This is a genomic window from Lacrimispora sinapis, from assembly GCF_043633585.1.
GTDB lineage: Bacteria > Bacillota > Clostridia > Lachnospirales > Lachnospiraceae > Lacrimispora > Lacrimispora sinapis.
On the sequence record NZ_CP141832.1, the window covers coordinates 3,211,262 to 3,233,468 of the forward strand.

The following is a 22,207-nucleotide window of genomic DNA, read 5'->3' on the forward strand; positions in this document are numbered from 1 at the left end:
TTTAGAAGTCTCTTTTCTGTTACCTGGTACGTCCATATAGATGAGACAGTTCCCGGCATCTGGTTTGTATTTCTTCGGTCAGTTCACCGGGCAGAAGGCGCCAGCGCCAGTTTTTTCCCAGGGTGGAGGGTTCGTTGATGCGGGCTTCGGAGCCCAGGCTCAAGTAGTCCTGTACGGGGATTATGGCCAGACGGGCCACACTTGAGAGGGCCAGGCGGATGTAGTTCCAGGAGATCTGGTCTTCGGTCAAGGTTGATGTGTTTATGTTTAAATAGTTGTTTGTGTAGGCCCGGTCCTCGGAGGACAGGCTTTGATACCAGCTTTTTATGGTATCGTTGTCATGGGTCCCGGTGTATACCACACAGTTTTGTGTGTAGTTATGGGGGAGGTAATCGCTTTCCTCCCAGGAGTTAAAGGCGAATTCCAGGACCTTCATTCCGGGATAACCGGTTTCATTTAAAAGAGCCCGCACCGAGGGGGTCAAAAAGCCTAAGTCCTCGGCTATGATGTCCAGGCTGCCGAAGGTTTTCTTCAGTTCCTGGAATAAGCCGATTCCAGGGCCTTTTTCCCAGGTTCCGTTTATGGCATTTTCATTGCCGGCGGGTATGGAGTAGTATTCGTCAAACCCGCGGAAATGGTCTACCCGGACCACATCATAGAGAAGAAAGCTGTATTCCATCCGCTTTTTCCACCATTGGTATCCGGTTTCTTTGTGATATCCCCAACGGTAGAGGGGATTTCCCCACAGTTGTCCCGTGGGAGAAAAGCCATCCGGCGGACATCCGGCTACCGCTATTGGATTTTGGTTTTCATCAAATAAAAACAGTTCGGGATGGGACCAGGTGTCTGCGCTGTCAAATGCTACATAGATAGGCATATCTCCGATGATCCGGATGCCCTGGCTGGCGGCATAGGCTTTTAATTTTCCCCATTGCTCCTTAAATTTTATTTGAAGAAAGCCGTAGAAGCCGATCTCTTCTTCCAAATGCTGTTGGTAACGAGACACGGCCTCCGGGGTCTTTAACCGGATATCTTTATCCCAGTAAATCCAGCTTTTTCCGTTAAAATGGTCTTTTATTGCCATGTAGAAACAGAAAAGAGACGTTTCTTCCATAAGAGAAGCGGCCGGTTCCTTTGAGGAATGGCCCTGTTCTCTCCAGCGGGAATAGGCTTTCTTTAACAGAGGGAAACGGTTGTAATACAGCTTTTCATAATCAATATCCCGTGGATTCTCCCCAAAATCCGCCCCTTCACACTCCTCCCCAGTTAAAAGTCCTTCCTTTATCAGCTCCTCCAAATCAATAAAATAGGGATTTCCTGCAAATGCAGAAAATGACTGGTAGGGCGAGTCTCCATAGCCGGTGGGACCAAGAGGCAGGATCTGCCAGTACTGCTGCCCTGCTCTTTTTAATTGATCAATAAATTCATAGGCTTCTTTTGAAAATGCTCCGATCCCGTACTTTGACGGCAGACTTGCGACCGGAAGCAGCATCCCGCATTCCCGCATAAGTAATCTCCTTTTCCTCATCAAGCGCTGCGATTTTACAGTAGAAAACATTGATGATTCAACAGTAACACGCTAGGAAAAGAAATACAATCGGTTTTGATGAACTTCGTAATCAAAATCTATGAATTTCGATATGGAATGTTAAGAGAAAAGAAATACTTTATCTATTTTTTTCCTGTAAAATAAAGGAATAAAAGGAGGGATTTTATAATGAGAAAAATTAATAAACCATTGGCCGCTATTTTTGTTGCTGCCTCCGCACTGAGCCTTACGGCATGTGCAAAGACACTTCCTGCTGCAGCAAATGCTGCCAATGTGTCCGTTGATAATAAAGCTGCAAGTACCATTCAGGTACAGAGCACCGAAGAAGTAAAGGTCACCCCGGATATGGCGGAAATCAATTTTGCTGTTTCCACCCAGGAGGCGGACCCCAAAGCCGCTCAGGAGAAAAACAGCCAGGACTTAAATAAGGTCATTGAATTTTTAAAGCAGTCGGGCGTGGATGAAACGTCGATCCAGACTTCCAATTACGGACTTTCACCCATTTACGATTACACTTCCGGGCAGAAAATCACAGGCTATCAGATGCGCACCAGCATTCTGGTTTCCAATCTTCCCATTGATAAGGTAGGAACTCTGGTCTCCTCCAGCATTGCTGCCGGAATCAACAACATTGACAGCATCTCTTACCTGTCCAGCAAGTATGACGAAAGCTACCAGGAGGCACTTAAAAAAGCCATCGAGTCTTCAAAAGTTAAGGCGGAGGCCATTGCGGCAGCCAGCGGCACCTCCCTTGGAGGTATTTTCCATATAGAAGAGGTCAGCACCTATAACAATACCCGTTATGTTGGTTACACTGCGGCAGAAAGTGCGGCACAGGGCAATCCAAAATCCATGGTAGTAGAGCCGGGACAGTTAAATGTCCAGGCGCAGGTGACCGTATCCTATAAAATCAAATAAAAAGAGTACGCTTGGTTTTCACCGTCCTTGCACGCTGCTTCACTTAGCTTTCCAGATTGTCTTTCTACCGCCTGCTGTAAAAGACAATCTGGAATTTTTCGCTGCTCCCTCGGCTAAAAGTCACTGTTTCCCTGCCTTTTGGGTTTCGATTAAATGCCGGGTGACCATGACCGGATGTTTGAAAATCAACCGCATCCCGGAAAACCGCATAACTTCTCGGATTCTCTCTCTCATATCCGCCCGGTAGCAGTGTACTTTGCATTGAGAGCAGAAGGTCTTTGTCTCCATAAAAGGACAGCTTTCCGTTTTGCTGCGGGCGTAAGCTTCCAGTTCTCTGCAATCGCCGCACAGTTCCTTTTTTGTTCCATGCTTTTTCCTGCAGTATAATGCGATCATATGATAGGTAATCTGCATCTCACGTTCTTTTTTTTTCTGGACATTCATGCATCTGTTCCCTTCCCATTCTTCATTTTTCGTATATGAGATTCTTGCTCCATTGATTTTCCCCTCAAAGCCCACAGCACCTCCTTCATGGGGGCACAGATCAAAAGAATGAGGATTGCCAGAGCTTCTGCTCCCACTAGCCCTGATACCGGCGTCCGGTCCCCGGTGTAAGGGATCACACGTCCGTCTGCAATCTGCTGGGAAGCAGAGTCCTCCCTTTCCTCTTTCTTGGTGCTGTTCTTTGATGAGGCTTTCAGACTTTTGCTACGGCCAGAAGTGGTTTTTGTTCGGTTTCCGGCTTTTTTATCTTCCGGCCTGGCGTTTTCCATTGGGGAAGCAGCGGCAATTACACGGCCGCTTTCTGCCAGAGCATAGAGAGTGAAATGGTCCACGCTGGCTTCATAATAACTTCCGTTCAGCCTGCCGTTGATCTCTTCTTTTACGCCGTCGCCGTTGATCCGGTAAAGGACCAGCTTTTCCGTGTCAAACCCTGTGGGAACAGGGATCCGAAGTGTGACTGACTCCTTGGGCTGTATGTATCCTGACCCGGCTTTCAGTTTGATATCATACAGAACAAACTGGCTGGCTGTTTTGCTTAACATGGTATGAGCCTTTTCATACTCGGTTCCGCTGGTCTTTTTGCTCGCTTCCATGGTTACTGCCGGCCCGCCGGTATTCCCTTTGATCCGGATTCCGGTCTCAGCGCTGATTAATTCTGGCACACTGGTTCCTGTGACGGACCCGTTTTTTGCGGAGTCATTTTTATCCTTATCTACATCGCCGGTTAATTTATCCCACGCTTCCTCCTTGGATTTGCTTAAAGACCCCCAGTCAACCCTGAGACGCGCTTTAACCGGATCGGTTCCCATAACCTCTACCTGGGGATCAACCTTACATTTATAATACTTACTGTCGTCATCAGGTAATTTAAATTCATAAATCCATTTATTATCTTCCGTAGAAACCAATTCCGCAGCTTCATAAGCATCACCATCATAGATATAGAAATCGTGGAGATGGGCGGTAATGCCGCTGAGTGACATGTTTTTGGTCTGCAGACGCATAGTAACCTCATCATCTTCGATCTGCATATAGGCGGTGGATATGATTGCCGATGCCCCTGCCGAGGCTTTGTTCATCGTCGCATGCCACAGTCGTACTTTTACTTTATAATAACCGTCCTTGTGCCTGCTTTTACTTCTACTGCTTCCACTTTGGCCGTTGCTTCTACTTGTGCCGTTGCTTCTGCTTGTGCCGTCACTTCCTCCACCGCTGTCATTCTCAACGCCGCCGGAGCTGCCGGACACCAATGCCAGTGCTTTGATTGCCGTACAGAGTTTTTCCTTTTGTTTCTCTACATCCGCTTGTGTAACGGAATCATCCTTCAGCATTGTGACTGCAGCATCATACTCTATCATAAGCCTGCGAATGGATTCATCCGTATATTTTGAAGTTTGTGCTAAGAATTCTTCAGACCTTTTTATCAATGCTTTTAAATACTTAAAATTAACGGTTCCTGTACCGGTATCTGGTTTTTGTTTCTTTTTTAAGCTTTTATAAGCCTTTTTAAGCAGTAAGATCTGTTCATCAATTTCTCCCTGCGTGCACTGATTTTTTGCCGCCTTGATAAGAATTGATTTTGCCCCCTTTAAAGCTGACTCAAGGTCCTTCCAGCTCTCCCTGGTATAAGTTTCTTCTGTTTCTTTTTCTGCCAGACGGATCAACCTCTCAAGAACCGAAGTGCTTAATCCTTCTTTGTCCCTGTCTCTGCAGCCCGCCGTCCGGTCGATTGCTGAGGTAAGACTTAAAACCGCCTGCTTCACCATCCCCTCTGTCACATAATCCGCTTCCTGTATACTCTCCGCAAACGTTTTTGCCCGCTCCAGTTCTTTCCAGGCATTGATGCTGTAATCCGATTCTTCGGCCAGATAGGCTTCCAACAGTGTACTGCTTAAATTTGACATGGTGCTTTCGTCTGCCACAGGGATCAAAGCGTCAATGCTTGCTTCAATAGCCTTTGCCTCACTGTCTGCCATCTCCTGAGTCATCAGGCCGGAGACTTTGATTTCCTTTGCTGCCTTTATGCTCTCCGTTAATACCTTCCAGCTAAATGGGGTATAGGAGGATTTCTTTGCTTCCAGCTTTTCTGCCTTTCGTATGGCTTTTTGCAGGTTTTCCAGGTCCAGGGAGGAATCTATGTCTGTGGAACCGTTCATATAGTCCAGACTGTTCCAATCGACCCGAAGTCTTGCAATCTGGGCTGGAAGTGCCATTCCCGGTACATCTACTTCCACTTCTATCGGCAGATATGTATACTGCTTTCCGCTTTGAGGGGTGACAACAAAGCCTAAAATATCAGGATAATCCGATATGGACTCTGGGTAGTCTGCCTTTTGTGTCTTATAAGAAATCCCGTCCTCATTTTCCTTTCGGTCTATGACCTTTTTCATGGTTCTTAATCTGCCCTCAAACCCATCAAATTTTATTTTATTCAAATGGACATAGAGAGTCCATTTCCCATGGTCCCGGATCATTTTGCCCGGCTCAGTTCCATAATCCAAGGCAGGATTGCCCATGGAAGCATTATTTTCATTCCATTTCCATAGATCGTAGTCAACGGAATAGGTTCCATTCTTTTTTGTGCCAGCAGAGTCTGCGGCTGTTAGAACGTGTGGGGTATTTCGGGAAATGCCAGCTGAAGTTACGAATTTTTTTTGTGCATTTTCCTTACTGCTGTTGGTGGGCAGGGCTGGGCTTAATTTTGTGCTGGCTTGTGTAATTAACCTAACTTTTGTTATAGGATTAGTTTCTGTTTTTGACTTAGCATCTGTTTTTGGCTTAGATTCTGACTTTGCCCTTGTTCTAGCTTTTTCTTTGGCTTCTGCTTTTGCCTTGGTCTCTGTTTTTGCCTTAGTTTCTGCTTCTGGTTTGCTTTCCGCATTTGCCCTTGTTTCTGCTTTTGCCTTCGTTTCCGCTTCTTCCTTCGTTTCTGTTTCTTCCTTCGTTTCTGCTTCTTCCTTCGTTTCTGCTTCTTCCTTCGTTTCTGCTTCTTCCTTCGTTTCTGCTTCTTCCTTTGTTTCTGCTTCTTCCTTTGTTTCTGCTTCTTCCTTTGTCTCTTCATTTGACTTTGTTTCCGCTTCTTCCTTGGTTCCTGCTTGTGCCTTGGTTTCTGCTTCTTCCTTGCTTTCTGCTTCTCCCTTAGTATCTGCTTCCTTCGTGGGTTCTTCTTTTATCCCATCTGCACCAGTCTCTGGTTCTGATTCTGGCATTGTCTTTTCCGGCAGATTGACCGTTTTCTTTTCTTTGAGTTCCTCTAAATCTTCCAACGAAAGCTCAGGAATATCCATTTTCAGACTCTCTGGCTCAGCCTGGCCGTTGGCTTCGGCTTCACAGACCTTTTCATCAGCTTCCAGTGATTTCTGAAGCAGGGTTATCTCCTGATTCGTCAAATAATAGTTTCCTTCTATGGCCAGTTTAGCGGCTTCCATCGCAGCTTCCAGCGAATCATAAGTCAAAAGACCTGCGTATTCACAGGATCGGTCTTTGATCTCTTCCAGCGTCTCACGCAGGCAGGCCAGACGGCTCTGTGTTCCGGTTTCTGCAATCAGCTTGTTTCTCGCTTCCAATAGATTCTGAATCGCTTCTTCTTCCTCTGCTTTTGTTAAATCTCCCTTAGAAAGCAGGCATTCTGCCTCAGACTTTGATTCTTCATATTCATCCCAGGATTCTTTTGTAAAGTTTTCTTCCTTTACCCAGGAATCATAATCTTTTAAAAAGGATTTTAAGGTTCCATCCGTTTCGGTGTCACTTCCGTCATTGCCGTCTTCTTTCTTTAGAGCTGCCATTTCTTCCTCAAGCTGGTTTCTGTAAATATCTTCATCTGTCTTGCTGACATCGTCTTCTTTCTGTATCTTTTTTTGTATCTCATTGATGAGAGATACCAGCTTCTTTCTGCTCTTTTCCGTATAGTCTGTATTTTTAGACGCTTTTACTGCCTGAATGAGATCTCTTTTTAACTGTGCCAAACTGGCCCTTTCCAATAGGCCGTCTATGGCCAGCTGAAGGGACTCATTCTGATCATTGATCTTGGTCTGACCGGCATCAAAAGTTTCTATAAGAGCTTCTGTATTTTTGATTTCATCGGTCAGTATTTTTTCAGTGCTTGAAGTGTATTTGGTTTCCCCTGACAGGAGCTCTTTTGCCTTAGCAAGAAGATGCTTGAGAGATGATATATCTGCACTCATACGTTTTGCATTGGCAAAATCCAAAGACAGGGCACGTTCTTCTAAAGCCGTCTTTACGAAAAGAGGTGCTTCCGTATAGGGAAGGGAAAAACTCACAAGTTTCCCATCCCCGGATACGATGGCATCGGTTTGATACTCCCCATAATCCCCATGGTATTCAACCGTTGGCATAAGGGTCTGATCCGCTTTTTCAAGCTGCACTGTCATGGTTTTGCCTTTGATCCCCACGTTTACGGGTGTTTTATAATCGCTCCAATCCTCCGTATTCATTACCGGAATCTCATAGATCCCCTGTTCCAGGGCCAGAGCGTTATAAGCAGCGTTTAAAATGGACCGCGCATGAGCAACTGCTTCCTGATTTTCCGTAACAACAGTACCATTTTCTAACTGCTCTCTTGTCTCCTGACTGATCCGTTTTGCATAGGCAGCCTTTTCATGGGTCCAGTTACCGTTTTCTCCCAAAAATTCAAGTTTGGATGCACCTGCGGAAACAACACTTCGGTCGTACCCGTGAATGGGATTTTCGCCGTTTTCCACCTTTTCAATCCGGGATAACCGCACCTGAGCCGACTGCTCTGATTTTCCGCTGCCCGGCAATCCGCCTGCGATCCCATCCATTGCAGGAATGAAAAAGCTGACCCAGTATGTATTGCTTTTTGTAGGCTTCCTAAGAGGGAAGGATACACGTTCCACTTCAAAGACCATATATTTCTTTCCGTCCGTGTTGGTACGCACATTTCCGGCATCATCTGTGCCATACTTTAAATAAGTGACTTCCTTTTTGGTCTCATAATTTCCATCATTCCAATAAAACATATTGCTCAAGAAGCCGGACTGGGTTCCAAAGGAAGCGTTTCCTACCTCTGTATACAAGGTGGCAAGGCCGTCCTTCACTTCAATATAAGCATCCTTTGCTGCAAATGCCGCATTTGCCAGAGATACCCGCAAAGAATCATCCTTATGGCCGATTCCCACTTTGGTTTTGTATATCCCGTCCTCCAGGCCTTCGGCGGTTTCTGCCGTTCCCGCATCGTAAAGAATCAAAGTGCAGTTGTTGCTGCCCCTGGTATGATCTGAAAATACCAGTTCATTTTTTTCTTCATTGAAATATTGGTATGGAGAAAATTCAGCGGATGCCTTATCCGCACCCAGACGGAAAATCCTCATCGTGTCAATATTCCAGCCCTCAGGAATCGGGATAACCTTCTTCACCGGATTGACGGTATCGGTCATCTCTCCCTTGTTATCTAACATGTGAAAGGTATAGGTTCTGTAATCTTTTGAAAAACACGCATAACTATGAAGCGTGGATTCTGTTAAATAATCCGCTTCCTTTGTCACATCAATCTGTGGTGCACCTCCTGGAAAATCCCTTTTATCATACACCACGGAAACTCCGGTGTCCGGGTCCCAATAGACTGCCTTTTCGTCTGCTTCTACCGGCCAGATATGCAAAAATGCACAGTGATACTGTTGGTTTTCAGGGCTTTTTCCCTGATTGGACTCCTGCAGATGTTTTGTCGTGATCCGCACTCCCTGCCCATATATTAAATCACGCACAGGTATGATTACCTGCCCGTCCTTGATTTCAAGTTCTTCATATTCTGCATCATACTCTGTCAGCAGCTTTCTTACGTCTTCCCCCGTAAAGCTCTCCTGATCGGAAGTATTTCTGCTTACTGCCCGTTCCATTTTAACAATTTCATCAAAAGCACCTTCCTGCAGCTGCTTTATGGTAAGCACTGCAAACATGTTTCCGTTTGCGTCTACCTTAACGGATGCATTGTCTGCAAATCCTTTTGCAAAAAAGCTGTCCGCCCCCGCCTGACTGCCCCGGATATGAGTTGTTTCCGCTAAACTTACATTTTCTTTAAAGCCCATCCATTTGATTGTGCAGGAATATTCTCCCTCAGTTAAGGCTTCACCATTGACTGCACTTTCTGGTTTTAATGAAATGATCTGCGCGGTCGGATATTCTTCGTTTGAATCCTTTTGTTTCCCATAAAAATCAGAATAAGTCTTTATTAATATTGGATTTTCTAAATCTTTAACCTTAATTGTTATGGTTCCGGCATCCATATCCGGATCAGCATCACTGTTTAAAATCACCTGATCCTTTGGCAGGTAATAATCATTGTATTCTCCGTTTACCTCTCCTTCTGAAACCCAGGCGTTGTAACGATCTTCCCCACCCTCCCAATATGTGAAAGTTCCAGTGGGAAGTCTCCAGAATTCTCCCTGCGTCAATTTATTGTCCTTCTCAAGTACTTGAGCCGCCTTTTCTTCCTTTACAACCTGAATCATATTAAGGAGATGATAAGAACCGATGCGCAGGGTCACCTGATACCCATCTGTTACTTTTTTTACCAACGCGGTTTCACCGATTTGGTTTCTTGGTGTACCCAGTTCCTCCTTTTTCGCATAGGTATCGTTTCCGCTGTAGATTTCTAACGGTACAATCTGCTGCTCTCCCGTTATCGGTTCCCCAGACTGCAAAGTAGTACTTGCCGGGACGTTTGTATTTATCTCTGCCCAGACGGTTGCAGGAAGCAGAAAAAGGGCTGACATGAGAACGATTCTTAACAGTTTGCTTTTCATTTTTCACCTCAATATTTATGCTGTTTGCACCGCTGCACAGCCTTTTTGGCACCTGCCTCCTGCAGTGGATTTCTGCGGGAGGCCCATTTCAAAATCACATGCTATTCCTGCAGATCGGGAATGTAGACACGAAATGTCTTGGTCGCATAGGAAGTAATATCAACGGTAATGGAAAAGTTTGTATATCCGTATGCGTCCGGATCCTTATTATACTTGATCTGATCCCCTTTTCTTCCTTTTACAAAGAGTTTGGTGTCCACGTTCTTGTCGTACACCCCGTTCGCATTTTGATCAATAAAGGCATTGGAAATCTTGCCCGTATAAGTCTGACCGTTGTTTTCATACTTGGCTTCCTGAAGATTCAGCGTCACCCGGTTCCCGGAAACCGTATAACCAGAAACACAGTTCTGGCCCATTGGAGCCGGAGTATAAACGCCATCTCTAAGTAAGTAGAAATATGTACCGGTTGTGTTTGCCATTGCGGTCATGGCTCCGCCCGCCATCATAACGGCTGATGTCAGGCCTGCTGCAACTCTTTTTAAGATTTTCATAGACTGATACCTCCTGTATGTTCTCCCTTTCCGGGACGTTTATAGTGACTCCTGTCCATTGCAGGACAGTCTTGTGTTCTTTTGTCTGATCCGGTGTTTTACCGAAAGCCCAGCATCCACATTTCCAGACTGTGTGCCTGATTTTATTCCTCCGGCAATTCCATTGAGGTAACTGATTCAACCGGAAGCACAAACTTCCGGCCCCCCACCTCAACCACCGGAAGGCGGATTCCATAAAGTTCGTGAAGAATTTCACAATCAATCACTTCTTCAGGCGGCCCCTCTGCCACGATGGTTCCATGCTTCATGCCCACAAAGATATCCCCGTATTCCATGGCCTGATTGATGTCATGAAGCACCATAATAACGGTGATCCCATACTCTTTATTCAGTCTTTGCACCAGCTTCATAATCTCGATCTGATACCGAATATCCAGATACGTGGTGGGTTCGTCGAGAAATAATATCTTTGTTTTCTGGGCAAGCGCCATAGCAATAAAGACTCTCTGCCTCTGGCCCCCGGAAAGCTGGGAAACACGCTGATTTTTTATGGACCGTAAATCCGTCACCTCCATAGCCCAGTTAATGATGTCCTCATCCTCCCTGGTGCCTGCGGCCTGAAAGGAATGGAAATAGGGCGTCCGTCCATAGCCAACCAGCCTGTTGACCGTTAAATCTGCAGGTACCGTATTGTTTTGATGGACAATGGCAGTCTGTTTTGCAAATTCTTTCCGTCTCATGTCTTCAATATCCATTTCCCCAAGTAAAATCCTGCCCTGATCAGGAATCAGATTCTTTGTCATCAACTGAAACAGCGTACTTTTCCCGCAGCCATTGGCTCCCATCAATACGGTGATTTTCTCCCTCCGGATGTTAAGCTCTAAGTCCTCTATGATGTTTTTTAGCCCGTCATAGGAAAAGGTTAAGTTTTCCGCTCTCATCACAATTTCTTCACTGCACACCATAAATTTCCTCACTCCTGCGAATCAGAATTATCAGCATGGGGCCGCCCACAATGGAAAACAGAATGGAGGCGGATATTTCATAGGGGGCTGCAATGGTCCGCCCCAAGGTGTCTGCCAGCAGCATGAGAAACGCCCCGCCCAGCATGGAAAACGGGATAAGAACCTTATGGCTTGAGCCAACCAAAAGTCTTGCAATATGAGGAACGATCAACCCGATAAAGGAAACCACCCCCATCTCAGCCGTGGAAATGCCGGCCAGCACCACAGCGATGAAAGAAACGGAAATCCTGGCTGTGGTCACATGGACCCCAAGCCCTCTGGCGGTCTGATCGCTCAATGACAGCAGATCGCAGGAATAAAATGACCCAAAGGCCAGCACCAGGCCAAGCACCACATATCCGGAGATCATGTACACATCCTCCCAGGTTTTCTGTGAAATATTGGCAATGGAGGAAGCTCCTGTCAAATTTCCGCCTGTCATGGAGTGAAATGCCTGGGTAAGCCCTGTAAATACTGCATTGACCGCCACTCCCACAAGAATGACCCGCAGAGGATTTAAGCCGTTTTTAAATGCCAGAAGATACACAAGCACGCAGGAGACGATCCCTCCGGCAAAGGCAAAGAAGGGAGTAAAGAAATACAGGGAAGGAAACATTCCTGCAATCAGCACCGACACAAAACCTGCCCCGGCACTGACTCCCATAATGCCCGGGTCTGCAATGGGATTTTTCATACATGCCTGAAAAAGAACGCCTGATACGGAAAGGGCTGCACCGCCGAAAGAGGCGATGAAAATCCTGGGAAAACGCAGGTCCCAGACAGCGGCCACATCGGGATCATATTTTACAAACAAACCGGAAAGAAGCTGTTTTATGGAAATGTTCAGACTTCCTGTGTTTACCGATATAAAAACGGTGATGAGAAACAAAAGCCCCAGTCCCAGAAAATAGAATCCTTTATAATTGCCTGCCTCCGCCTTCTTATGGCTTTGCACACTGATTTCTGTCATACCTATTCCTCCCCGTAAATCATTGGCTGCAGAGTTTCCAGAGCTTTCGGAAAATTAAATTTGGCGCTCATGCCAAACTGGTCTTGGGGAAGGTCATAGACCGCTTTCTCCCGGACCGCCCGGAAATGCTTCCATATGTCGTTTGTTTCAAACTCGTCCTGAAACATCTGCATCACATCCTCTGGCATGGCATGTGCGGCTCTTAAAATAATATCCGGATTCTTTGACTGCATATCCTCCGTATTGGCCGTAATGAAATTCTTTTCTTCGTTTTCATACACATTGATCCCCCCTGCCAGCCTTACCAGACTTCCCACATAGCTTTTGCCGGTCGCCACCACATAGGAACCCGGCAGCCCCATCAAAACCAGTACTCTGGGACTTTCCTTGAACTGATTGACCTTGCGGTATTCATAATAGAAGGCGGAAAACTCATCGGTCATCTTCCGGGCTTCCTCCTGCCTTCCAAATAGTTCCCCAAGCTCCTCCACACTCTTATAAAGCCCTTCCACACTTTCCAGATTTATAAATACACCGCTCACTCCTGCTGCATCAAGCTTTGGCTGCAGATCAGACTGAAGGGCCGAAGGTCCCACCACATAATCCGGGTCCAGTGTTTTTATGACTTCTGCATCTGGATTCATGGCCAGGCCGATTCTGGTAACGCCGTCATAGCGGGAGGGAATTTTAGAAAGGCCTGACTCCGGCACTCCAACAAGATCAATGTCAAGCCTTGCCATGAGTTCTGTAACCGCCGGTGAGGCCGCCGCTATTTTAAGATTACCGGCATCTGTATTCCTGACTCCCGTACCCGTTTGGTCTACACAGCCGGTAAGAACAACAGATGTCAGACCGACAATTGCGAACATTGTTTTAATAAATCCTTTTCTTTTCATTGTCTGTCTCCCTGCCGCTGTCTTAAAACTCCCAGTCCCATAGAAGCTGCCAAAACTGCGGATACCCCAAACAACCCCATCATAACCTTCCGGTTTTCAGACTCTTGGGGCTTTGGTATCCGTTTCCCCCTTTCTTCCGGCCGGGTTCCTGTCACCGTCACAATTCCAACCGCGTCTTTTAACATCTGGCTGGTCTGCTTTCTGGCTTCTTCCATGGGAACCTGGGATAAATCATAAGACGTATCCAGATGATAAGAAGTAGCTTCGTTCTGGTATTGGACGTTTTCTGGAGCGGTTGATGTTAAAGAAGGTTTTTCCGGAATTCCGGTGACCGGATCATCTGCTTCCCCGCTGCCGTTTCCCATCTCCTCTTCTTTCCCATCAAAAGTAAGCACTTTTTTCTCTGAACTTTCTTTTAATCCCAAGGCTTCATTTTCTTCTGCCTGCAATTCTTCGACGGTCTTGGTCTTATTCTTCGATTCCGTTCTCTTTGATTCCATGCTCTTTGATTGTATTTCCTTGGAATCTTCCGATTTTCCGGTAACAAAATCTCCGCTTCCTGCCACCGGATCTTTTGCGGTAAAAAAGAAAACGACATTTCTTTCCGCTGGTTTTATAAAGGCTTTTCCCCGGTATACAGAATCCAGACTGGTTATTTTCATGCGGTAATCCGTATATCCATACTTATCCCCAAGATCCAAAGCCCCTTCCTCTGCCGTTTTTGACTGAACCTCCTGATAAGGCAGCTCCGTATAGGAATCTCCTTCCCGCTCTTCAAACGTAACATCACGGATAAACCTGGATAAATAATACCGCACCGTAAGGTACATGGTCCCTGAACCGTCCACCTCCAAAAGTGCGGTGGAACCGCACATACGCTCTGTCATTCCCTGTCCGATGGCCTCATTATTACCCGGATCTTCAATCTTGCCTGTCTCCGGGTCCTTATAGCTGGGAGTAATAGTTACCAGATAGGTTCCTTCCTCCTCCGCCCAAACCAAAACCGGATGGACCGCTCCGATTGCCAGCGCCAGCATCATAACCAGTGCGAGAATCCGTGCCACGGCTCTTTTTTCCACCAGTCTCTTTTTAATCTTCATCCGGCGCAGCCCTCCTTGCCATTATCACCAGCCTTCCGTTTTCTTTGCTGTAATCACAGGTGGAAAGGGTCAAACAATCATCTCCATAAGTGAGACCGACTCCTGTATCATAGAGGGAATTAGACTCCATCGCTTCTATTGCCTTCTCTGCTTCCGGGTCAGATGCACTTGTAAAACCATAGGGAAGTTCCTCCAGATCGTTGTCCGCCGCCACACTGGCGATCTCATACGTCCTTGTTTCATAAAGCGTATCCAGCCGGATCAGGGGGTGCTCTTTATAGTAATCCTCATCCTTATACTTTAAAAGGTCTGCAAACATGGAACCATTCTTCATGTTGTGACCGTAAATGATGATGTTTCCCCCATGCTCTGACATATCACTGGCTTCATCCATAAACAAAAGTCCGTTTTTGCTCTTCTCCTTATCAAATCCCCGGTGGCTGTAATATTCCGGGTCCTCCGGGGTCCACATGACCGGATAATCCACCTTCGTCCCTTCAATGGTAAGCCAGCCTTCCAGATCGGGATTTTCAGAAAATAAAGTCTGATACTCTGGCATCACACGTTCCTCACCAACCGCCTCCGTCTCACCTGCGCCGTCCCTTTGGGAAATCTCTTTCGTCTGGCGAAGCTGATTCACCGCTTCTTCTGCTCTGCTTGTCTCCAAATAGTATCTGCCAAGAAGCACGGTACACACCACTGCGGTCCCAATGCCTGCCTTTTGTAACATGGATTTATATGTACCCTTTTTCAGATTTTTCTGAAGCCGTCTCAGTTCTTTTTCAAGATTCATCGTCATCCATCCTTTCCGTCCAAGTTAGCCCATGCTAACTTATTGGTAAAAAAAGAGAAACTAATCCATTTCCTTTCCACATTAGCATTATATATTTATAAAAAGTGGACTTTCAATATGATTCAATCTTGGAATTTAGGTCTCAATGCTCATCTTTATTGGCCTTTTCAAAAATTTACGGTTTATTATAACAAAAAAGGTCAAAAAGTCTTTGAAAACAAACTTTTTGACCAATTATCTCAATATGACATTTCTTTTATGATTTTTCTTTCCCGTAAACGGATAAAAGATTATAAGGAACCTCAATTCCGGCTTCATCCAGACGGAGCTTGATCTGTTCTAACACCTCTGCGCGGACGGTCCAGTAATTTTCCATCATCGTCCAGCCTCTGACTCCCAGAATCACCGCCTGATCGGTTAAATCGCTGACAAATACCTCCATCGGCTCTTCTTTTAAGATACCAGGGTGGTTTTTGATGATTTTCTCCAGAACGTCTTTGGCCCTTTTTAAATCTGAGCCATAGCTGATCCGTATAAGCACATCAAGTCTCCGGTTTTTCATGGCCGTCACATTGGTGAGCGCAGAATTGGAAAGAGTCCCGTTTGGAATGACCACCTGCTTATTATCGGCTGTGGTTAAAATCGTGTAAACAAGACCAATGGTCTGTACCGTTCCTTCTCCCTCCTGGGAAATGATATAGTCTCCCACCCGGAAAGGCTTCATCATCAGAATCAGCACCCCTCCCGCAAAATTGGCAAGACTTCCCTTAATTGCCAGTCCGATGGCGATACTGGCAGAACCGAGAAGCGCCACGATGGAGGCGGAATTGACACCGATCTGTCCTGCAACGATAAATGCCAGAAGGCAATACATACCGGCATTCAATACGGACAGCAGAAATTTTCTTAAGCTGATCTCCATGTCCATCTTTTTAAAGGAACGTTCCAGCATATGATAAAAAAGCTTTATGATTCTGGAACCTGCAAAAAAAATCAAAAGGGCAATCAAAAGTTTAACCCCAAACGTGATCAGATCCGGTCCCCAGCTTTTGATTGTTTCAAATAGAACATTGGGCTTTAGCTGTTCTAAATTTTCCTGAACCTCCTGCCCGATATCCGTCAAAGTCTCATTGGCTGCCGAACTGGTAAGGGCATACAATATCATTCGCAATCTCCTAACTTCACATATTTTACTAACTGGAAATCATTTTATCATTCCCCCGGAAATTTTTCAATATCCACCCCCGGCCTTTATCCTACCAGCCCGATGTGGCTATTCCGTGATATGTTTGTGAATATTTTCTTACCATTTTGTGAATCCCCTTGCGTTCTGCTTTAAACTCATATACACTCAATAATGGAACCACCCAGGAAATCCAAATAAGAAATAAAATGAAAAGAGACAAAACGATGCCGAATGAACAAAAGCCGTTCCACTGGAAAGAAGAACTTATCAGTTGGATTAAAATTATCATCACTGCAGCCGCCATTGCATTTGTACTGAACAATTTCATCATTGCCAACAGCAGAGTGCCAAGCGGCTCTATGGAGCAGACCATTATGACAGGCGACCGGGTGATCGGTTCCAGGCTGTCCTATTATTTTTCTGATCCGCAGCGGGGAGATGTGGTTATCTTCCATTTCCCGGATGATCCTACCGGTAAGACCTATTACGTTAAACGTATCATCGGACTTCCCGGAGATGTCATTGATATCCGAAACGGAAAGGTCTACTTAAATCATTCCGAAACTCCGCTTGAGGAACCCTATCTGCCGGAACCTATGATACCGGAACCGGATGCACACTTTGAAGTTCCGGAAGATTCTTATTTCATGCTGGGCGACAACCGGAACTTTTCCGCAGACGCCAGAAGATGGAATCATAAATATGTGAAGAAGAACAAGATCATTGCTAAGGTCTTATTCCGCTATTTTCCATCCATTAAGAAAATTCAATAATTCCATTAAAAACGCAGTTCAGGATTTGGTTCCTGACCTGCGTTTTTTATCAGCAAGCAGACACGAACAAACCAGCCCGTCTTTCCATCACCACGAATAATATTTCACCAATGCCTGAGTCCCCTCGTCTCCATGACCCTGTTCCGCCATGGTTTCATACATGGAAAGCACGTATTCCAACACTCCCAGATGCACCCCTGCCTCCCTGGATTCTTCTGCAGCGATTTTCATATCCTTGATAAAATGCTTGATAAAAAATCCCGGTTCAAAATCTCCGGCAAGAATTCTTGGGGCCAAAGCCTTTAACTGGGCGCTTCCTGCAGCCCCCGTCCCGATGGATTCCACCATAGTCCTTTCATTAAGGCCATTGGCTTTTGCATAGGCCAACGCTTCACAGACACCGGACAGGGCACCGGCAATGGCGATCTGGTTGCACATCTTGGTATGCTGGCCGTTTCCTGCCATCCCCTGATATTTGATGGCCTTTCCCATGGCTTCAAACACCGGCAGACAGTGGTTAAAAGCTTTCTCTTCTCCCCCTGCCAGTATGGTAAGGGTTCCTTCCCTTGCCCCGGTATCCCCTCCGGTAACCGGTGCATCCAGGGCATTTAACCCCTTCTTTTTGGCTTCCTCATAAATCCGCACCGCAAGCCTGGGGCTGGTGGTCGTCATATCAATGAGATAAGTTCCCGGATCTGCGCTGGATAAAATGCCATTTTCCCCAAAGTAAACCTCTTCTACGTCCTTAGGATATCCCACGATGGTGATCACGGCATCTCTGCCTTTTGCACAGGATTTTACATCTTCACACCATTTTGCCCCTTCCTTTATGACCTCCTCTGCCTTTTCTCTGGTCCTGGTATAGACCGACACCTCAAACCCTGCTTTCAACAGGTTGCGTACCATTGATTTTCCCATGATTCCCACACCAATAAATCCGATGTTCTTCATCCGTTGTTCCTCCTTTTTTCGTTTGGGCAGATAATAAGGAATTACTTGCCTGGCTCTTTCTTTGATTGTAGCATTTCAGAAATACGTTGTACAGAAAAAATCAAGTTTCTTGTAATAGCCGTCAATGAATTTTTGAAACAAACAATACTTTTTGGAAAATATTAACAAAAGCAACTCATTCATTATGGGAATCATTCACTTGCCCGATGTACTTTGTTTTTATTTCTGATAGAAAATTTTGCAATGATGTGATACAATCACAGATAAATCGGAAAATTACTGCATTTCAGAAATTTTGTAACCGTATTTTGCTGATGATAAAAAAGTCGCATTTCAATTGCACGAAAGGATCATGAGATGAACTACAAAATAGGAAGAAGCAAAAACAGCAATCCAAAGGCAGCCGTGGCGGAATCCGCTTCCCAGCTGCACAACCCCAAATTAATCCTCTTCTATTCCGGAGTCGATCAATTTGAAGAATTTGCAGCAGAGATCAAAGAACGGTTTCCCCAGGCCATTTCCATGGGCGCCACTACCTTTGCTGCTTTTTGTAAGGATGGGGCCTTTAAGGAAACCCTGATGGTGATCGGATTTGAGGAGGGCATCCGGTGTGAAGCCGGTCTTTTACAGGAAGCGGATCAATATTCCCTGAAATATGTGGACCAGGTAATCCGGTGTGCTTCCCAGTTTAACAAACCGGAAAATACCATCTGTCTGGAATTTTCAAGCGCTTTGATCCGGTGTGAGGAACTGGTGCTCTCTACCATAAACGCAGTCATGGAAAAGAAAAAAATACCTGTTTTCGGAGGCTCTGCCGGGGATAAAGGCAAGGCGGAAAAAACCATGATCGCCTTAAACGGCCAGGTTTTCCAGAATGCATGTGTCTTTGTGATGATAGAAAACCTGGGCGGAAGAATCCGTCTGTACCGGGAAAATATTTACAAACCCACCACCCATTATTTTAAAGCTACCAAAGTGGATGTGAGAAAGCGAATCGTATACGAATACGACAACAAACCGGCAGCAAAGGTGATGGCAGATGCTTTGGGCGTATCCATCGCCCAGCTTCCCAAATATTTAGATCAGTCTCCGATGGGCAGAATCATCGGAAATGAAATGTATATTGTAGCCAATAACACCGTGGTCAATGGTTCTGCCATGGAGTACCATGCCCGGATTTACAACAACTCCCAGGTGGTCCTTCTGGAAGCGGACCAGTACCAGTCTGTAATCGGAGAAACCTTAAAACAGGTAAAACAGGAATGCAGCAGGCCAAGCTTTACGTTAATGGTAAACTGTCTCGCCAGATCCCTTCTTTTTGAAGCGGACGGCTACTTGAATGAGTTTGCCGCCACTGTGGGAAATTCTGTGGGGGATTTCGCAGGCTTTGCAGGATACGGGGAACAATTAAACGAACAGCATTTTAACCAGACCATGTTATTGGCTGTATTTGAGTAGGAGGAAACTGCTATGGGTTTGTTTCGTAAAAGGGAAAAAAATCAGCAAAATCGGGAAAACACACAAACAGAAGCTGCCTGTACCGCAACACAGGACAAGCGGCTGGAAAAAAGTCTTCAGTTCGGAGTTCTTCACATTGAGGAAAAGATCGAGCAGCTGATGCAGGAAGAAGCAGAAGTAACAAAGTATATGGAGGATATTACAGATACCTACGAACAGATTGCCTCCATCAACGAAAAAATCAATGAAATCAATGACGACTTTAAAAAATTCGGTTCCTACGCCAATGAGATCAATGAGATCATTGACCGTTCCAACGGAGTTATCGAGAGTACCACCCAAAATGCCAACGGGCTGACCGATAACATCCGGGGAACCAACCAGCAGCTGGAAGCCATTGCAGAGGTGTTCCAGCGCCTGGAGCATGATTTTTTTAATATCCAGAATCTGTCCAATTCCATCACCGGCATCGCCTCACAGACCAATTTACTGGCTCTGAACGCGTCCATTGAGGCAGCAAGGGCGGGAGAAGCCGGCAAAGGGTTTGCCGTCATCGCAGAGCAGATCCGCCTTCTTTCCAAGTCCACCAAGGATCTGGTGGACGGAATTGATGACAGCATCTATACCCTGTTTCAGGGAATCAGCGATGTACATAACGAAATCGAAGCATCAAAAGCCTCCAGCTTATCCAATTTAAAAAAGGTCGACGAGGTCCGGGAAAACATCACCCAGGTCAGCGCCTGTACGGAGGAAATTAAGAACTTCAGCAGACAGATCATCACCGATATCGACGCCACCAGCATCCGCATGAACGGTGCCGCCCAGGGGACGGGGGCGATCTCCGATGTGGTTGATTCCTTTGGGGTAAAGATAGAGAATCTCAATGTGAAAATGAGCCGGAAATCCAGAATCATCTGCAGTGTCATTGATTTTCTTCAGCAGATGGAAAATATGCTTGCGGATATGGTGAAGGACAAATAAGACTTATAACGATCCGAAAACAGGAGCCTTGATGTGATTGCCGCATCCAGGCTCCTGTATAAGTGATTGGCTCCGGTAAATGCCGCTCCGGTTTCCATAAAATTTTCCAGAACCTTTACCATTTATTTCCTGTTTTCAATATCCATTACCATATCGACACGGCGCTGATGCCTTCCGCCTTCGTAAGCAGCATCCAGCCATTCCTCGGTGATCATCTTTGCCATCTCCACGCCAATGACACGGGCGCCAAAGCAAAGTACATTGGAATCGTTGTGCATTCTGGAAAGCTTTGCGGTGTAAGGCTCGCTGCAGACACAGGCACGGATTCCCTTTACCTTATTACAGGCAAGAGAGATTCCTACTCCGGTTCCGCAGATGGCGATGCCAAGATCAGCCTCTCCGTCCGCCACGGCGCGGCCTACCTTTTCGCCATACACCGGATAGTCACAGCTTTCCGTCGCATTGGTTCCAAAATCAAGGACTTCATAGCCCTTGCTCTCTACAAATTTCTTGATTTCATTCTTCATTTCTATGGCCGTATGGTCATTTCCCATTGCAATTTTCATGTTTTTTCTCCCGTCAATAAAGTATATGCGGCATTTACCATATCATAAATGCCGGATTTAATCAATATTCTGTGCCTTTACCGGTTGTTTTATTTTCACGTTTATAAAAAGAGACAATATGGTCCATTCTAGCTGTCATGTTGGCAAGAAGCAAGTCCGCAGTTGTGATGGCTGCCATGGCTTCCACCACCACTACGGCCCTGGGAACAACAATGGGATCGTGGCGTCCCTTAATCTCGATCTCCGTTTCCTCTCCCTGTCTTGTCACCGTCCTCTGCGGACTGGCGATGGAGGGAGTGGGCTTAAAGGCCGCACGGAATAGGACTCTGGACCCATCGCTGATGCCGCCCAGGATGCCACCGGAATGATTGGTCGCTTTTTCCACTGCTTTTTTTGTTCCTTTTATAAAGCCGTCATTGTTCTCAGAACCAAGCGCACGGGAAGCCGCAAACCCGTCTCCGATCTCAAATCCCTTTACCGCCCCGATGGACATGACCGCTTTTGCAAGAGCCGCATCGTATTTTTCAAAAACCGGGTCTCCGATTCCGGCAGGAACGCCGTCGATGACGCATTCCACCACTCCGCCGACTGAGTCCTTGTTTGCCATCATCTCTTCTAAATAGGCTTCTGCTTTTGCAGCCGTTTCTTTGTCCGGCATATAAAGGCGGTTGTTATCTCTCTCTTCTATACAAAAACGTTCCGGATCAGCCTCATAAGGCCCTACGGATTTAGTATAAGCCGTTACCGTGATCCCTAACGACTTTAAAAAGCTGGCCGCAACCGCTCCAGCAGCCACTCTTGCAATGGTTTCTCTTCCTGAGGAACGGCCCCCGCCCCGGTAATCCCGGAACCCGTATTTGGCATCAAAGGTAAAATCCGCATGTCCGGGACGAAAGACCTCCACGATATTGCCGTAATCCCTGGAACGCTGGTCTGTGTTCCATACGATCATGGAAATGGGAGTCCCCGTGGTCTTCCCTTCAAAAACACCGGAAAGGATCTCCACCTGATCCGCTTCCTGGCGCTTTGTGGTAAATTTGCTCTGCCCCGGTTTTCTGCGGTTTAAATATTCCTGAATATCCGCCTCTTTAAGGGCAAGTCCTGCCGGGCAGCCGTCCACAACCACTCCGATCCCCTTTCCATGGGATTCTCCCCAGGTGGTTATCTTCCATATTGTCCCCAGTGTTGATCCTGCCATGAATGTCTCTCCTTTCCGCCTCCTGAA

At 46.1% G+C, this 22,207-nt stretch carries 17 protein-coding genes; 4 read left to right on the top strand and 13 right to left on the bottom strand.

From position 1 onward, the window contains the following. Positions 1-19: 19 nt before the first annotated feature. The gene (malQ, locus tag VIG27_RS15100; RefSeq protein ID WP_394523356.1) at positions 20-1,507 is read right to left on the bottom strand and encodes a 4-alpha-glucanotransferase; all 1,488 of its coding nucleotides are present in this window, start codon (positions 1,505-1,507) and stop codon (positions 20-22) included. A gap of 210 nt (positions 1,508-1,717) precedes the next feature. On the opposite strand from malQ, the gene VIG27_RS15105 reads away from it, so the two are divergent. Beyond that, on the top strand, positions 1,718-2,467 hold the full coding sequence (locus tag VIG27_RS15105) for an SIMPL domain-containing protein (protein WP_394523357.1): 750 nt from the start codon (positions 1,718-1,720) through the stop codon (positions 2,465-2,467). A gap of 120 nt (positions 2,468-2,587) precedes the next feature. Here the strand turns inward: VIG27_RS15105 and VIG27_RS15110 are convergent, their stop codons facing one another. From VIG27_RS15110 to VIG27_RS15150, 9 genes are all read right to left on the bottom strand, one after another. Further along, entirely contained in the window at positions 2,588-2,911 is a 324-nt protein-coding gene (locus VIG27_RS15110) for a nitrous oxide-stimulated promoter family protein (protein WP_394523358.1), read from the bottom strand. Beyond that, positions 2,908-9,753 (bottom strand): hypothetical protein, encoded by a 6,846-nt coding sequence (locus VIG27_RS15115; protein ID WP_394523359.1) that lies wholly within the window; start codon positions 9,751-9,753, stop codon positions 2,908-2,910. The genes VIG27_RS15110 and VIG27_RS15115 overlap by 4 nt, the downstream gene beginning before the upstream one ends. Positions 9,754-9,854: 101 nt before the next feature. Further along, complete coding sequence (locus VIG27_RS15120) at positions 9,855-10,304, bottom strand: hypothetical protein (protein WP_394523360.1); 450 nt, start codon at positions 10,302-10,304, stop codon at positions 9,855-9,857. Between the two features lie 143 nt (positions 10,305-10,447). Then, a complete protein-coding gene (locus VIG27_RS15125) occupies positions 10,448-11,269 on the bottom strand; it encodes an ABC transporter ATP-binding protein (RefSeq protein ID WP_394523361.1) in 822 nt (273 codons plus the stop codon). Further along, positions 11,256-12,278: a FecCD family ABC transporter permease gene (locus VIG27_RS15130; protein WP_394523364.1), complete on the bottom strand. Its 1,023-nt coding sequence runs from the start codon at positions 12,276-12,278 to the stop codon at positions 11,256-11,258. The genes VIG27_RS15125 and VIG27_RS15130 overlap by 14 nt, the downstream gene beginning before the upstream one ends. Positions 12,279-12,280: 2 nt before the next feature. Next, positions 12,281-13,174 (bottom strand): heme ABC transporter substrate-binding protein IsdE, encoded by an 894-nt coding sequence (isdE, locus tag VIG27_RS15135; RefSeq protein ID WP_394523366.1) that lies wholly within the window; start codon positions 13,172-13,174, stop codon positions 12,281-12,283. Further along, positions 13,171-14,274 carry a heme-binding Shp domain-containing protein gene (locus VIG27_RS15140; RefSeq protein WP_394523368.1) on the bottom strand — a complete coding sequence of 368 codons (1,104 nt, stop codon included), beginning with the start codon at positions 14,272-14,274 and terminating at the stop codon, positions 13,171-13,173. The genes isdE and VIG27_RS15140 overlap by 4 nt, the downstream gene beginning before the upstream one ends. After that, entirely contained in the window at positions 14,264-15,067 is an 804-nt protein-coding gene (locus VIG27_RS15145; RefSeq protein WP_394523369.1) for a class B sortase, read from the bottom strand. Before VIG27_RS15145 ends, VIG27_RS15140 begins: the two co-directional genes overlap by 11 nt. A gap of 256 nt (positions 15,068-15,323) precedes the next feature. Next, positions 15,324-16,232 (bottom strand): mechanosensitive ion channel family protein, encoded by a 909-nt coding sequence (locus VIG27_RS15150; protein WP_394523370.1) that lies wholly within the window; start codon positions 16,230-16,232, stop codon positions 15,324-15,326. 227 nt (positions 16,233-16,459) lie between these two features. On the opposite strand from VIG27_RS15150, the gene lepB reads away from it, so the two are divergent. Then, entirely contained in the window at positions 16,460-17,026 is a 567-nt protein-coding gene (gene lepB / locus VIG27_RS15155) for a signal peptidase I (RefSeq protein ID WP_394523371.1), read from the top strand. An 87-nt stretch (positions 17,027-17,113) separates the two neighbouring features. Here lepB and VIG27_RS15160 read toward each other — a convergent pair whose 3' ends face one another. Next, positions 17,114-18,007, bottom strand: coding sequence for an NAD(P)-dependent oxidoreductase (locus VIG27_RS15160; protein WP_394527615.1), 894 nt, complete (start codon positions 18,005-18,007; stop codon positions 17,114-17,116). A gap of 327 nt (positions 18,008-18,334) precedes the next feature. Between VIG27_RS15160 and VIG27_RS15165 the strand changes: the two genes are divergently transcribed. Together VIG27_RS15165 and VIG27_RS15170 are read left to right on the top strand one after the other, a co-directional pair. Then, complete coding sequence (locus VIG27_RS15165; RefSeq protein WP_394523372.1) at positions 18,335-19,435, top strand: FIST signal transduction protein; 1,101 nt, start codon at positions 18,335-18,337, stop codon at positions 19,433-19,435. A gap of 12 nt (positions 19,436-19,447) precedes the next feature. Further along, positions 19,448-20,416: a methyl-accepting chemotaxis protein gene (locus VIG27_RS15170; RefSeq protein WP_394523374.1), complete on the top strand. Its 969-nt coding sequence runs from the start codon at positions 19,448-19,450 to the stop codon at positions 20,414-20,416. Between the two features lie 122 nt (positions 20,417-20,538). Here the strand turns inward: VIG27_RS15170 and rpiB are convergent, their stop codons facing one another. Further along, positions 20,539-20,982 carry a ribose 5-phosphate isomerase B gene (gene rpiB / locus VIG27_RS15175; protein ID WP_394523375.1) on the bottom strand — a complete coding sequence of 148 codons (444 nt, stop codon included), beginning with the start codon at positions 20,980-20,982 and terminating at the stop codon, positions 20,539-20,541. 61 nt (positions 20,983-21,043) lie between these two features. Next, a complete protein-coding gene (gene aroC / locus VIG27_RS15180) occupies positions 21,044-22,180 on the bottom strand; it encodes a chorismate synthase (protein WP_394523377.1) in 1,137 nt (378 codons plus the stop codon). Positions 22,181-22,207: the final 27 nt, after the last annotated feature.

Excerpts from the sequence above, each read along its gene's own strand:
- rpiB (WP_394523375.1), bottom strand. The coding sequence starts at position 20,982 with ATGAAAATTGCAATGGGAAATGACCATACGGCCATAGAAATGAAGAAT.
- VIG27_RS15105 (WP_394523357.1), top strand. The coding sequence starts at position 1,718 with ATGAGAAAAATTAATAAACCATTGGCCGCTATTTTTGTTGCTGCCTCC.
- VIG27_RS15145 (WP_394523369.1), bottom strand. The coding sequence starts at position 15,067 with ATGAATCTTGAAAAAGAACTGAGACGGCTTCAGAAAAATCTGAAAAAG.
- VIG27_RS15130 (WP_394523364.1), bottom strand. The coding sequence starts at position 12,278 with ATGACAGAAATCAGTGTGCAAAGCCATAAGAAGGCGGAGGCAGGCAAT.
- VIG27_RS15120 (WP_394523360.1), bottom strand. The coding sequence starts at position 10,304 with ATGAAAATCTTAAAAAGAGTTGCAGCAGGCCTGACATCAGCCGTTATG.
- VIG27_RS15170 (WP_394523374.1), top strand. The coding sequence starts at position 19,448 with ATGGGTTTGTTTCGTAAAAGGGAAAAAAATCAGCAAAATCGGGAAAAC.
- aroC (WP_394523377.1), bottom strand. The coding sequence starts at position 22,180 with ATGGCAGGATCAACACTGGGGACAATATGGAAGATAACCACCTGGGGA.
- VIG27_RS15125 (WP_394523361.1), bottom strand. The coding sequence starts at position 11,269 with ATGGTGTGCAGTGAAGAAATTGTGATGAGAGCGGAAAACTTAACCTTT.
- isdE (WP_394523366.1), bottom strand. The coding sequence starts at position 13,174 with ATGAAAAGAAAAGGATTTATTAAAACAATGTTCGCAATTGTCGGTCTG.
- malQ (WP_394523356.1), bottom strand. The coding sequence starts at position 1,507 with ATGCGGGAATGCGGGATGCTGCTTCCGGTCGCAAGTCTGCCGTCAAAG.
- lepB (WP_394523371.1), top strand. The coding sequence starts at position 16,460 with ATGAAAAGAGACAAAACGATGCCGAATGAACAAAAGCCGTTCCACTGG.
- VIG27_RS15140 (WP_394523368.1), bottom strand. The coding sequence starts at position 14,274 with ATGAAGATTAAAAAGAGACTGGTGGAAAAAAGAGCCGTGGCACGGATT.
- VIG27_RS15165 (WP_394523372.1), top strand. The coding sequence starts at position 18,335 with ATGAACTACAAAATAGGAAGAAGCAAAAACAGCAATCCAAAGGCAGCC.
- VIG27_RS15110 (WP_394523358.1), bottom strand. The coding sequence starts at position 2,911 with ATGAATGTCCAGAAAAAAAAAGAACGTGAGATGCAGATTACCTATCAT.
- VIG27_RS15115 (WP_394523359.1), bottom strand. The coding sequence starts at position 9,753 with ATGAAAAGCAAACTGTTAAGAATCGTTCTCATGTCAGCCCTTTTTCTG.
- VIG27_RS15150 (WP_394523370.1), bottom strand. The coding sequence starts at position 16,232 with ATGATATTGTATGCCCTTACCAGTTCGGCAGCCAATGAGACTTTGACG.